The following is a 14,426-nucleotide window of genomic DNA, read 5'->3' on the forward strand; positions in this document are numbered from 1 at the left end:
TGTGAGGAGGCTTTATTAATGAGAAACAAAATAGCAAATTTAGGTGATGAAATCATCTCTATCAGCGAGATTAAAGGAATTGTACAAAAAATATATCAAAATTCTGTTTTAATTAATATCACTGAAAATAATTCCGGTAAGGAATTTCTAAATAATAAAACGATTATTTCGCATAAAAAATATTTAATCGCAAATAAATGAATAAATCACATGTAATTAGAAGTATTTAAAGGAAGTAAAAAGAAATAATTGAAATTACAATAAAGCCCCTCTAGCTGGAGGGGCTTTATTGTGTTTGAGTGGCTCTAGGGTGTAATAATATTTTGCTATTACGATAACCAAGTCATACACTTTTTTTGGTCATTTTTTAGGTATTGCACCCATACTTTCTAAAATAATCTTTGCATCCGAGCTTAAAAATTCCACCGTTTCATCTTTAAAGAATAAAATAAAATGATCTTTCAGTACGATTCTTATCCCCCTCACATCAAAGTTCGTTGCATAATGATTAATAGTATTAATGACTGCAACATCACTTCGATTCAGAGGCTCCTTATTCGATTGGTTTGTCAAAAAATCAAATGCTGACTTTAGCTTTCCTTTTAATCGATGCTTATTTTGACTCAAGATTTCTATATTATCCTCTATGTTTTTTCTTACGGATATAAGATCATGATCATCTAAACTCTTTGCAATTTCGGTCATTATTTCTCTTAGTTCCATGTTTATAATCCTTTCTAATAAACAAAAACCAAAACATGTATTTTATATATTCCTTTATTATCATCGGCTAATTATTAGAATATTTTAGAGTTTTAACACACCTTTACAAAAACTTAACATTACACTATTTGTTCGGATTTTTTTATTTCACCGTTTTACAAAGGGATGGTTCACTTGTTTCTTAAATAGAAGCAAGTGAACCATCCTTTCGTTATACCGTCTCCAAATGATTACAAATCACTGATGTTTTCTGAGGATACAAAGCGGTGAGTCTAATGTGCTGAATCAGTACTATGATTGTATAGTTGCCATAAAAAAGAAATGCTATGGTTAATTGTCATTGCATTTTTTCAGACGCAATGAAGGGAGCTACCGATTATCGATAGCTCCCTCCTTTTGGCCCCTCAATACCCCTTTTAAATCTCATAACGTGATGATACATTTGTCACTTTTGCCAAGAGAAGTATGATATCATCACAGGCTATCTGAAGGTCTTATTTATTTTACTTTAACCGTTGTCGAATTACTCTTATTTCCTGACTTATCTACCGCATATACCGTTAAAGATGTACCTTTCTTCTGAGCTTTTATCGTAATCTTATAAGCTCCTTTACTGTTAGCAGTACCTTTTCCAAGTAGTGACTTTCCTTTGTAAACATAGACGGTTGAACCTTTTTCTGCCTTACCTGAAACATAAGTAGATTTAGATGTTACTTTATCCACTGACGGTTTTGACGGTGGAGTTTTGTCTACTACCTTAGTAGAAGTAGCTTTGCTTACATTTCCAGCTTTATCTGTAGCGGTAACTTTAATTTGTGTTCCAGCCTTTTGCTTGGATATGGTAAAGCTATATTTTCCAGATTTGTCAGCATTCACTGATTGTTTAAGCTTTCCAGCAATGTAAAGCTTCACAACAGCATTTGCTTCTGTTTTTCCAGTTACTTTCGTAGACTTATCTGAAACTAGATCAATAGCCGGTGCTTTTGGTGCGGTTTTATCAATATTCACTTCTACAGATTTTGTTTTTTCTGTATTTCCAGCATTATCTACACTACGGTACTCAACGGTGTATTTACCATCTACAGATAGCTTAATAGCTCCTGAGTAATCTTTCCATTCACCATTATTTACTCTGTATTGTGTTGATTTTACTCCAGAACTATCATCCGTTGCAGTAAGCCCTACTGTAACATCAGAAGTATACCAACCATTATCACCTTTAGTTCCTGATACTTTAGCTGTTGTAACTGGTGCTGTTGAGTCTGCTGGCGCGCCTGGACCTGGTGTACCTGGACTTGGTTTATTAATTTTCACTTCTAGTGAATTAACATCTTCTACATTACCTGCTTTATCCATACTGCGATACTCAACAGTGAATGTTCCGTTATTAGATAGCTTAATTTCTCCAGAGTAATCTTTCCATTCACCATTATTTACTCTGTAATGTGTTGTTTTTACACCAGAATTATGATCGGATGCAGAAAGCTTTATGGTCACATCAGATGTATACCAACCATTTTTATCTTTAATCCCAGTTACTTCAGCTTTTGTAGCTGGAGCTGTTTTATCAATTTTTATTTCTTTTGTTTGAACATCTTCCTTATTACCTGCATTGTCTGTACTTTTATATTCAAGGACAGATGTACCTTCTTTAGAAAATTCAATTGGTTCTAAGTAATCTTGCCAGTTACCACCATTTACTCTATACTGAGTAGACTTTACACCTGTGAGATCATCTGTAGCAGTCAGTTCAACTGAAACATCAGAAGTATACCAGCCATTTTCGCCTTCAGTTCCATCAAACTTCGCTGTTGTGACAGGAGGTGATCCATCTGTTACATTAATAACAATTTCCTTAGTTGCAGAATTTTGTGCCTCATCATCCACAATAATCTTTACTTTATTTTCGCCTAATGTTAATCCATTGATGGATGCTTTAAATTTCCCATCTTGACTAAGAGTAATTGGTGTTGTACCTTCTTGTTTTTCACCGCTGCTGTTTGTTAATTCATACTTTGCATGTAATTTTGAATTAACATCGAAATTTTCTCCAAACACATCTTCTACAACTGGAACCCAATCAATATACTCATCATCAATACTACCTGACAATTCAAAGTTCGAACTTGTAGCTGAATAGCTATTTTCTGTTACAATTTTTGGAGCTTTCGTTTTGATAAAAATTGGACCGAGCCATGCTGATGCAACAATAGCTGTTTGCGCCTGGTTAATTGTAGTTAAATCGACTGTATATACTCCATCTGGTGCATTTGTCTTTTTGCCAGTTTCCCATGAAGTATAGCTTCCATCAAATTTTACTGTCTTAGGTCCTGTAGTTGTTGAACTAGCCGCAACAAGATATCCTAGATAACCGTCTTCATATGCTCCACCTTCCGGATTCGATGCATCCCATAATTCAATATAAGTGGTATACTGACGATCATAAAATTCATAACGAACTGTAGTATTATCTAATTTACCATCTCCATTTGGTGAAATATCATAGCTATCAATTGAATAGCTCTTTATTCCTGTTGGAGGAGCAAAGTTTGCAGCGAATGGCAAAATTAGTTCTGTTTTGCCATTGGTAATGTGAATAAATCCTAATAGCTCATTACCAGTTGATCCTGTTCCCTTTGGAACAGTTAAAGTTACCTTCAATGCTTGCTCACCAGAACCTGGTAGCTCAAAATCTGACTTGTCAACCGTAACCTTTGCATTGGCTAGTGTACCCGTTGCAGCCTTTGTAGTTTCAACAGTAACCGAATAATCACTTACATTACCAGTTAAGTTTTTCACAGTGATATCTTTCGTAATGGTTACTTCATTACCTGTTGGAACATTTCCGAAAGTAACCGTGCCTTTTGTATTAGGATATGGTTTTCCGCTAAATGAAGTTTCATCATACGAATACGCCATCGCTTCTGTTGTAGCAGCTTTAAGTGGCTGAACCCGTCCCGGACCTTGTGCAAAGACATCAAATTTTTTTACATCAAGTTGTTTTGCCGTGTTAGAGATTGCTACTTTAATATCGAATGGAGACCAATTTGGATGTTGTGATTTGAGTAATGCAGCCACACCTGCGATATGTGGAGTAGCCATACTTGTACCTGTAAAACGGTCATATGCTTCATCATATGATGCATCTGGGTAGTCCTTACCATAAGCTGGAACGGATGACATAATATTCGTTCCCGGTGCTGTAATATCCGGCTTTAGATCAAAATTAGGATTTGCTGGACCACGAGAACTGGAAGAATTCACATCATCACCAGCAGTCTGGCCAGTTGTATAGTTACTGAATGTCACCTTGCCAGGCTTTCCACCTAATGCATCACTAAGTGCTTTTCCATCTGTATAGGACATTGCAAATGATGGAATAAACGCAAATGAATCTCCTAAAAAGGCATTATCAGGTGGACCCGGTGTTCCAGAACCTGTTGAAGAATTATAAATAATGATCCCTTTTGCTCCAGCTTCCTTTGCCGCTGCTAGTTTATCAACATAAGGAATATCTCCACGAACAACAAGTGCAACCTTGTCTTTAACATCTATACCTTTATAGTTGTCTTTTGATCCAACGCCTGGTACTGGTACTAAGTCCATTTCACCCGAAAGTACCCCCGAAGGATCCTGTCCGGATTTCCAAGCCATCATATCAAGGTCGGATTCTTTTGTATATTCACCAGCGACAACTTTTACAGTTGCTTTCTTCGTCACTTCAGGAACAGTAGAGTTTGCAACAGAAATGGCAAATGCCGCTGTTGAAGGGCTTCCGATTGTACCTCTGTTTGGTCCGCTGTTACCTGTTGCAACAACTGCTGTTGTACCATTAAGCACAGCATTATTAATAGCAATAGCATCAGAAGCTACTGAGTTATTAGAAGTGCTTCCAAGAGACAAATTTATGATATCCATTTTTTCTTGGACAGCTTTTTCAATACCTGCAATGACACCAGAGTTAGCTCCACTACCATACGCTCCTAACACTCTGTATGCATACAATTCTACTTTCGGTGCAATACCTATAACTTTCTTGCCTTGTGCCGCAATTGTTCCCGCAACGTGTGTTCCATGTTCCGTGTAAAAAGAACTACCGTTTGTATCAAACTCCGGTTTTCCAGTTGGACGATCAAGTGGTGTAGTTTCATATGGATCATCACCTCTGTCCCTAGCATAGTTAGCAGGGTTGGATTGATCGATGAAATTGTGTCCACCTTTATAGACATCTCTTAATTCAGGATGTAAGTAGTCAATTCCTGTGTCAATAACTCCTACTTTTACCCCTTGTCCTTTATAACCTAAGTTCCATACATCTGGCACATTTAGGTATGGGTTATCCGTGTTCAACATTCCATCGGCGGATAGGTCATCACCTGATGGTTCACCAAATGCTTTCATTTCAATATCCGGCTCTACAAATTGTACTCCTGGTATCGAAAGCAAATCTTTTACTTGGCTCGCTTTTATTTTCATTGCAATACCGTTTAAAACTTCATTATAACGGAAGCCAAGTTCTGCTTTTATACCTTTGTTACTTAGACTTTTTTCAAAAGTGCGCTGCTGATTCAATACATTTTGTCGAGCAGTATTTTCCATCGCTTTTGTAAAGCTTTTCCCTGCAATTTTGTTTATACCTCTTTCTAAAGCGACTGGATATTCGGACAGCCCAACAATAACCGATACATCTTGATCGCCATAGAGGTTTTGTAAATCAGGATGTAATACAGGTTGTTTTAGTAAATGAGACTTCTCTTGGTCAATAATTGCCTTCATTTGCTTTAGTGTGCCACTGTCCAAATTAACAGGGTTCTTAACCAGATCTTTAGTCGCAGCAGAACCATACAATGGGAATAGCATGGTGAAAATAATAGTTAATGCTAGTAAACTACTAAATAATTTCCGATAGTCCCTCAGTTTCAAGCATATTTCCCCTCTCTACTTTCATCTCTTTCTAAGTCCAACCTTTTTTTGCAAAAACCCTTAAATTTTTTTTACTAGCGTCTTCAACTTTTATTATTTTAAAATAATAAAATATCCCCCTTCCTGGAAAATAGACCTGAATAGGCTTCCTATTAAGTCAAAATTAATCAGGTTGTACAAAATGTACCATGACGAAAATCTCATTGTAAATAGCGATAAATAGGGGTTTTTGTTTATTTTTACAATATTCAAAAATTTATTTTGCGAGTTTTCTATTATTATTTCGACATAGTTTTTATTAAAATAGACAAATGCTGTAGAAAGATGTTCCACTTTTTCTTTCTATTTTGTTTTATCTCAGAACACACTTAGCAAAAATAAAAAATATTACAGTGGGTAAACAAAGAAATCGGAATTTCCATCCATAATTTCTACACATAATAGCTGGTAATAAATCATTCCTCTATTAAAATAGCTCAATACGACAAAATACTTAGGTACATAGATTCAACAAGTAATATTCTTTGCAAAAATAGACATGCATAAGAACTTTTTTATTCATTCGACATAGTTATGGAATACGGAATTTAGGTAATGGAGGGTATTTTTAGTTTTTACGAGTAACATTTGAAAAGAAAATATGCAGTACTTGCTCTTTATGGGAAGAGTGTATCAGAGAAAAAGAATAGGTAGGATTTTAGTAGTAGGATAAATACTCCAGAATCTTAAGAATATACTCAACAGTAATATATAAGAAAAGAGCTTTCCAAAAATGGAAAAGACTAATGAAAAACATTCACTAGCTAGATATCATGATAAATAGTACGTTCTGTACCGTATATCCACTCAAGCAAAAATATCTATATAAACAATGAACTTAAACCCCACCTAATTATTACTAGATAAAATTTTACCATTCCAATTCTTAACTTTGTTTATTGTTATAAAAATAACACCTTAAAAGTGACGATTCCGCCGAGTTTGAGATGTTCCGTCCGAACTATCCAGATTGATTCTTGAAATATTTTCTCTCAATCACTTCCCTTACCAATTTAGACGCAAATAAAAATTCCAAAACTTGCTATTTTCTTTTTATGAACAATCAGTTTAAAATCCAACTAATTGGAAATATAATAAGATGCATTAAACTAACATGATAAATAGTACATATATTTATATAGAAAAACTAGGAGGTTCAAAACAATGAAGATTAGCTTAGATTGGAATAGTAAAATGGCATTTTCGGGTACAACACCATCCGGTCATGAAATAAAAATGGATGCTGCCGAAGCAGACGGGGGATCAAATAGTGGAGCAAGACCAACTGAACTACTCCTTAATGCAGTAGCAGGCTGTACAGGAATTGATATAATCTCTATTTTGACAAAGATGCGATTGAGCCCTACTAAATTTTACATGGATGTGGAAGGCCAGCGGGCAGACGATCACCCCAAAAAATTTACGGAGATTCACATTCATTATTCATTAGAAGGTGACCTTCCTGAAGAGAAGGTTGTTCGTGCCATCCAGCTTTCTGTAGATAAATATTGCTCAGTAGCCCATTCTTTAAGCGCGACTATTCATGCAAGTTACTCCATTAATGGCATGGAAACAAAAGGCATGTAAATAGTTAGGGAAGGTAAGTATCACATCTATATCTAATAGAACACATTAACCAATAGAGCAATGGTAAATCCAAAAGTTCTCTAATACCTTTACTCTTTTGTAAAAGCCTCTACTTACAACTAGCTTTATAACGTAGGGACGGTTCTAGTGTTTCTTTTTTGGTAACATTAGAACTGTCCCTAAGTTTTTCTCATCACCTTGGATGCATCAAAAGGAACTGCAAACGACACCTCCGCTAATATAATGTGCATGTCGATTACCAATCTTGCATTGGAAATTTTCTCTCATTGCTCTTTCTTCATTTCATACATATACATTTTCTGTAGATTATTTCTGACCTTTAAGCTATTAGACACTCTCAAAAACGGTCCCCATTCTCACATTGTGAATCTAAAAAACCACATAGAGAAATCTCTATGTGGCTTCATCTTTTGAAAGAATTTATGTCCAACAATCCTTAGTATAACCTCGGTTTGAGACAGATATCTTTCTCTTATTTTACTGTAATTGCTTGGTTGCCTTTAAGAGCATTACCTTCTAGATCTTTTACAACAAGTGGTGATGCAATTGAACCAATTACTACTGATGAGAATTTTGATGCGTTATAAGTTGTACTTGAATAATTTGCTAAATCAGCATCTTGCAAACCAGTAACTGATTGGATTAAAATGTCAGTTCCTGCTGTGTAATTCCCATCACCATTTACGTCAAAGTAAATAGTTGCAGTAGCGTCATGAGTTGCAACAGTTTCTGCAGTTGTAGCTACAGATGTACTGAATTTAAATACATATTTACCAGCATCTGAACCAGTACCATCAGCAACTGAAACGTTACCGTTACCTACAGTTACAGCTTTATTATTAACTGCAAATGTAAAGTCTCCAATTGTTCCTGCAGAAGCTACTACAGCTTCACTGAATGTTAATGAAACAGTTCCATCACCATTAATTAATGATTTAGAGAATAATGGAAGTGTATTGTCAACAACAGATACAACAGTTTGGTTAGTAGAAACTGTTACACCATCTGGAGTTTTAACATTCGCTACGCGTAATACAGCACCTGTATCAGTAGTAGCAATAAAGTTAGTTGGTAATGTAAATGTTACCTTTTTAGTAGTAGCATAAGTGATTACAGTATCAGCAGGTAATGCTACGCCATTAATTGTGTAATTAGCAGGATTTGTTGCACTTGCATAAGTAACATCTCTGTCAAAGTTTACAGTTGCAACGTTAGCTACGATAGTCGCTGATGCTACTTTTAATGCAGTAGAACTTGCTGCACCAAAGTTTACAGTTTGTTTTGTTAATAGTGATGCATTTTTAGCAAATGAAGTATCTTTAACAATACTTGCTGGTAATTGTACTTGATAATCACCTGCTAAAGCAGTTGCAGAAGCTAAAGTATATTCTACAGTCTGACCATCAGCTAATAGAGTACCAGTTGCAGTTACTGAAGCAGCAGTTGTACCGTCAGTTAAATCAACAATATTGATTGTTCCTGCTTGTGGAGTCACAGATTCGCTATATTTAACCAACAATTTTGCTACTTTACCATTAGTATCTTTCACATAATTAACAGATTGAACTGTTGGTGATGTAGTGTCAACAGATAAAGTCGCGCTGTTTGTTGTAGCTGGTGATAAGTTACCTAAGCTATCTGCAATTGTATTTTTAGTTACAATTGTATACTTATTAGATGTTTTTGTAGTAGTGAATGGATTTGTAAGAACTTGAATCTTAAATACTTTATTGCTAGTTCCTACTTGAGAAACAGTATAATCAGTACCTAATGATAAGTCATTTAAATCTTCACCTTTTAAAGTAACACCTGAAAGTACACTAGAAACGTTCATTGCTTTATTGAATGTTAACAAGATTGCATTATCACTAGAAGTTGAAACTACATAGGATGCTGCACTTGTATCTTTTGTAACAGTGAAAGACTTAGTAGTTGTTGGTGTTACGTTACCAGAAAGATCAGTTAGGTTTATAGCTTCAATAGTATGTGAACCTGTTGAAGGTAAATCTAAGTTATTAATTGTTGCAGTATATCCATCTGCTGATAAGGAAACTGATTTTGTAACCCCATCTACCTTTAATGTAGGTAATGCTACTGGTTCAGAGAAAGTTACTGTAACTGATGATGCTGTATCAGCATTAGTTTTAGATGAAACTGAAACAATCTCAGGTGCTTTAGTATCAGCCACAGTCAATGAAGTAGCATAATAATTTATTGTATCGTAATATGAACCTTCAAGTAATACATTTTGAATTGTAACTGAAAAGTTCTCTGCTAATGTATTAGCAACAGGTGTACTGAATGTAAGAATTACTGTTTTACCATCATCTTGAAGTTCAGCAGTAAAACTTGTATCAGGAGTTGCATTTCTTAAGATAGTATAGTTAGCAGTGTTTTCTGCAGACGTTTGATCTACAGCTTTATTAAATTTCACTTCTAATTGTGAACCGTTAATCGCACTTACACTCTTAACAATTGGATCTGCTACGAAAGTTTTGTCTAACTTAACTTTCTTGTAGCCATTTCCATAGTAAGTGAAATCTACAGTAGTAGCTCCATCTTCTAATTCATTTGAAAGAGTAACGTTAACTGTTTTACCATTATCGAAAGTTACTTTTACATGTTTTGCATCTACAACAGTTGCAACGTTGCCTTTTACAAGTGGACGAACAACTGTAACTTTAATAGAAGCTTTTTTAGATGTTCCTTTTACTGTACCAGAAACTGTTTTAGCAGCTGCTGCTTTTGTAGTATCTACTTTACCCCAAGTTACTGCTACATTAGCAGTTTTGCCGCTGTAGTATGTAACTTTTACAGTTTTAGGTAGGCTAGCAGTAGCACCAGCTTTTACAGATACAGCTTTTTGAGCTGCTACACTCTTGATAGAGTCAGCTTTAACTACTACTTTAAGAGTAGCTTTTTTGCTTGTACCTTTGATAGTACCTTTTAAAGTTTTTGTTCCTGTAGATGAAGTGCTTAAAGTACTCCATTTAACAGCAACAGAAGCTTTTTTGCCGTTTGTGTAAGTTACTGTTACTTTTGTTGGAAGTTTAACAGATTTTACACTTTGACCTTTGTATGCTGTTACTGATTTAAGTGGGCTAACACTTTTCACAGTAGCTGTAGCTGCACTAGCTCCAACTGGTGCGATAGCGCTTGCTACTACTGCAGCAGTTGCTGCTCCAGCAAGAAATTTACGATAAGATTTTGGTTGATAAGCCATCGTTCCTTATTTCCTCCCTTTTTTACCTCTATACTTATTTAACTAATTCCAGAGACATAGTTTAGAAGAATAGAAGATTGACGAAATTCGTCAATTCTAGTCTTTATATCTATAGATCTAATACTTATGTCGCCTCATGGATATTAGTAAAATACGAGTAAGTAAATTAATATATTTCCACTTAATACAGTATAACCAGTAAATAAATACTAGTCAACCATAATATTCTTCTACTACTATATTTTCTATTAAGTGGATTAATTTACCCATTACAATTATTTTACCGCAGATTACTAAAATTACAATAGAAATGGCGGTAGTATATATTACCAATTCTGCGGTAACAGATGTTTTTTGCATCTACATTCCTTATATCGACAAGTTTCCCGAAGAATTTAGGTATAATATGGATAAAATTTTACCATTAATAATAAAAAATGCAATTTTTTTTTGCAATTTTCTATAAAAATATTAATAGTTGAAAATATTACATGCCACTCTCCATTGTTTTATTTGTTATTTGCATGTAATACTTCCGGAAATTTTTTCATTCCTCCCCACCAAATCCATTTATATGCAGATTCCATACAAAAGATTACTCCAAAAAAATAAAACGGACCAAAAGTCCGCTTTATTTTCCTATATATTTGTAGAAATCGAGAATTCCTTGATAAATGGCTTGGGCCGCTGTATCTCGATATTGATCCGATTTTAACTTGGCTGCATCGTCTTTATTGGATAGGAAGCCTAACTCCACTAATATAGAAGGAAGTGGGTTATATTTAATTACCTGGAATTCCTGTTCCTTGTAGCCGCGGTTGGTTGTTTTCATTGCTTTGTATAGGCGATCCTGTACAAAGCTTGCGAGCTGTTTGCTTTGTGCAGCTCTTGTCTTGTCCCCACCGGAGTTATAATACGTTTCCGTACCGCTTGCCGTGACAGCACCTGCCGTATTGACATGAATACTAATGAACGCATCCGCGCCTGATTTCGCAGCAATGTCATTGCGCTCCGATAAGGTTGGATATGTATCTCCTGTGCGAGTCATTACAACTTTAATGCCGTTCTTTTCCAGCAGCTTTTGGACACGCTGGGCGACGGATAGGGTTACTTCCTTTTCAACAATTCCATTTCCGCTTGCGCCGGGATCCTTACCACCGTGACCTGGATCGAGAACGATGATTTTTTGATTGCTGGTAACTACTTTGAGGTAGCTGGTACTTACATAGCCCTTTAATGTTCCAAATTCGATATTCGCCCAGCCATTCGATTCTTTTAGAACTGTGACTTTTGTGTTTTTCTTTAACACAGTAAGGACAGCATAGCTGGTTCCGGGTCCTTTTCGAACATTTAAGTCTGCCGTAACAATCCTTTGATCGACCGTTGGCTGCTTTACAGGTGGTTTCGGATCGGTTACACCTTGAGGATTGTCCGGATCATCCTGTCCAGGCAGGTTGGCTGAATCATCGGAACCGGGATTGTTTGGATCCGGGTTGTTCGAGTCCGGGCTATTTGGATCCGGTTGGTTCGGATCTGGCTTCGGATCTTCCTTAGGTGGTGTGGTAACCGTATTGGAAGCTTTCACTAGCTTGAGATATTGCGAGCTCGCATATCCTTTCAGTTTTCCATCTGTTACATAAGCCCAGCCATTTTTGATTTGATAGACTGTGACTTTTTTTGCATTTTTCAATATTCCTACTGCAGGATAATAGGTGCTTGGACCCTGTCGAACATTCAATGATGTTGCATTAACAGAATATTGGCCGACAGGTTTTGTCTTCGCAATATTTGGCGGTGTGACAGCAGGGATTCGGTAGCTCTTATTCATTCCGCGTGCTAAAAAAACAGAGAAATCCTGTCTGGAAACACTTGCGGATGGGTAGAATGCGGAGCCGTTCGCCTTATTGATGATTCCTGCCGTAACGATTTGATTGAATACTGTGTACCTAGAGTTGGATTTGGATACATCCTTAAAGGTGAGATTGCTTGTTTGCTTTAACGCGTAAGCTTTTGCAAGCATGTAAGCGGCATCGGATTTGGTAATCTTCGCTTTTGGCTTGAATGTTTTATTGCTGTAACCTTTAATTAGGCCTTTTTTGTACGCGGATTGAATATAACCAGATGCAGCTGATTTGGATGTGACATCCTTAAAGCTCGTGTTCTGCTTTTTGCTGCTTAAACCCAATGCTCGTCCAACCATTACAACAGCATCTTCTCTAGTGATTCCATCCTTTGGACGAAAGCTTCCACCATTGCCAACCAAAATTTTCTTTCCTATTAAATAACCAATCTCGGTATTATATTGAGCCGGTATATCCTTGAAAGAAGTGGCTGCGTATCCCTTGCTGTTCATCGCCGGTTGAAAAATAACCAATAATGCAATGAGCGCGACGATGATTTTACGTACTTTTATCATTCCTTTTTTGCCCCCCCTTTCTCCTTGTCTATTCATGTCATAGTTTATCACAAAATTAGGAGGTTTTTTGGTAAAATTTTTAAAAATCATGCAATACTTTCTTCTTTTACGTCTTTTTACCTAGAAAATTACTGCAAAAATTAGTATATTATTATAAAATGGAAGTAATTTGTCGTTTATTGCGATTTTCCGAGACTATGTATAAAGTTCTATTTCGATTTTTTCTAGCATACTAGTAAAGCAAATTTCATATGATGTATAATTTTTACCCTTTGAATTGTTTTAATTTTCAAATTATTACATCGCACGAAGCACTCATATTTGGTGTGCCAATTTTTGAGTACTGGACTGGGTATGAAGGGGAAAGACGCTTGTCCCCGTTTGATCATTTTACAGATATAAACTAATTTACTTTACTTTTAAAAAAGAAAGGAAGCGAGCCATGAAACAGAAGAAGAGCAGGAAGAAGTTATGGCTAACCATCACATTTAGTTTTTTGGCCGTGCTGGTGTTTGGAGGCAGCGCCTACGCATATATGGTCTATCATTCTGTCCATAAAGCGATTAACACCATGCATCATCCGGTTAAGCGCGATAATGCGGTGAAGCGTGAAAAGGAAGTAACGATTAAAAAACGAGATCCATTTTCGATTTTGCTATTGGGTGTAGATCAACGGGAGCATGACAAGGGGCGTTCCGATACGATGATTGTGCTAACGGTCAATCCTAATAAGAAATCGATTGATATGCTAAGTATTCCCCGCGATACAAGAACGGAAATCGTCGGCAAGGGAACCGTAGATAAAATTAATCATGCTTATGCGTTCGGAGATGTGGAAATGTCGATGAATACGGTCGAGCATTTTCTCAATATCCCGATCGACTATTATATTAAGGTAAATATGGAAGGATTTAAGGATCTTGTTGATGCGGTGGATGGTGTTACGGTCAACAATGACCTGGCATTCTCTGCCGGTGGGCAAAACTTTCCTGTTGGGCAGCTGCATCTAAATGGCGAGCAGGCTTTAAAATATTCTAGAATGCGCCATGATGATCCGCGCGGCGATTTCGGCCGGCAAAAGCGGCAAAGGGAAATCATTGACTCCATTTTAGATAAGGGTGCCAGCATCTCCTCCTTATGGAATTATAATGATATCATGGATGCTCTCGCCAAGAATGTGAAAACGAATTTGAGCTTCCAGGACATGGTCGACATTCAAAGCAACTATAAAGACCTGCGCCACAATATTAATGAAATGCAAATAAGTGGAGATGGGCAAATTATTAATGATGTCTGGTACTACATCGTACCGGAATCAGAACGCCTTGCCATTTCCAAGAAGCTTCGCGACCATCTGCAGCTGGATGGGCAGCATGGGGCTAGTATTGGGGAAAGTAATAACGATACGGGGGCAAGCAGTGTTCCGCCGAAGTCGTGAAAAAACATGGTGCCAAGGCGCCATGTTTTTTTGTTCATCTTAGTTTGTGCTGTTGG

General features: G+C 36.5%; 7 protein-coding genes. 3 read left to right on the forward strand and 4 right to left on the reverse strand.

The window, feature by feature from the left end:
- The first annotated feature begins 18 nt into the window (after nt 1-18).
- Entirely contained in the window at nt 19-201 is a 183-nt protein-coding gene (locus tag KHA87_RS13690; protein WP_213094718.1) for a DUF2187 family protein, read from the forward strand.
- A 159-nt stretch (nt 202-360) separates the two neighbouring features.
- On the opposite strand, the gene KHA87_RS13695 is transcribed toward KHA87_RS13690, so the two are convergent.
- Both KHA87_RS13695 and KHA87_RS13700 read right to left on the reverse strand, forming a co-directional pair.
- Nucleotides 361-723, reverse strand: coding sequence for a hypothetical protein (locus KHA87_RS13695; RefSeq protein ID WP_213094719.1), 363 nt, complete (start codon nt 721-723; stop codon nt 361-363).
- Nucleotides 724-1,221: 498 nt separating this feature from the next.
- Nucleotides 1,222-5,646, reverse strand: coding sequence for an OmpL47-type beta-barrel domain-containing protein (locus KHA87_RS13700; RefSeq protein ID WP_213094720.1), 4,425 nt, complete (start codon nt 5,644-5,646; stop codon nt 1,222-1,224).
- A gap of 1,203 nt (nt 5,647-6,849) precedes the next feature.
- On the opposite strand from KHA87_RS13700, the gene KHA87_RS13705 reads away from it, so the two are divergent.
- The gene (locus KHA87_RS13705; RefSeq protein ID WP_213094721.1) at nt 6,850-7,272 is read left to right on the forward strand and encodes an OsmC family protein; all 423 of its coding nucleotides are present in this window, start codon (nt 6,850-6,852) and stop codon (nt 7,270-7,272) included.
- 493 nt (nt 7,273-7,765) lie between these two features.
- Here the strand turns inward: KHA87_RS13705 and KHA87_RS13710 are convergent, their stop codons facing one another.
- Together KHA87_RS13710 and KHA87_RS13715 are read right to left on the reverse strand one after the other, a co-directional pair.
- The gene (locus KHA87_RS13710; protein ID WP_213094722.1) at nt 7,766-10,516 is read right to left on the reverse strand and encodes an Ig-like domain-containing protein; all 2,751 of its coding nucleotides are present in this window, start codon (nt 10,514-10,516) and stop codon (nt 7,766-7,768) included.
- A gap of 631 nt (nt 10,517-11,147) precedes the next feature.
- The gene (locus KHA87_RS13715; RefSeq protein WP_213094723.1) at nt 11,148-12,932 is read right to left on the reverse strand and encodes an N-acetylmuramoyl-L-alanine amidase; all 1,785 of its coding nucleotides are present in this window, start codon (nt 12,930-12,932) and stop codon (nt 11,148-11,150) included.
- Between the two features lie 442 nt (nt 12,933-13,374).
- Between KHA87_RS13715 and tagU the strand changes: the two genes are divergently transcribed.
- Nucleotides 13,375-14,370 carry a polyisoprenyl-teichoic acid--peptidoglycan teichoic acid transferase TagU gene (gene tagU / locus KHA87_RS13720; protein ID WP_213094724.1) on the forward strand — a complete coding sequence of 332 codons (996 nt, stop codon included), beginning with the start codon at nt 13,375-13,377 and terminating at the stop codon, nt 14,368-14,370.
- The last annotated feature ends 56 nt before the right edge of the window (nt 14,371-14,426 follow it).

It is taken from the genome of Bacillus sp. FJAT-49736, assembly GCF_018343615.1.
Lineage (GTDB): Bacteria > Bacillota > Bacilli > Bacillales > Bacillaceae_C > Margalitia.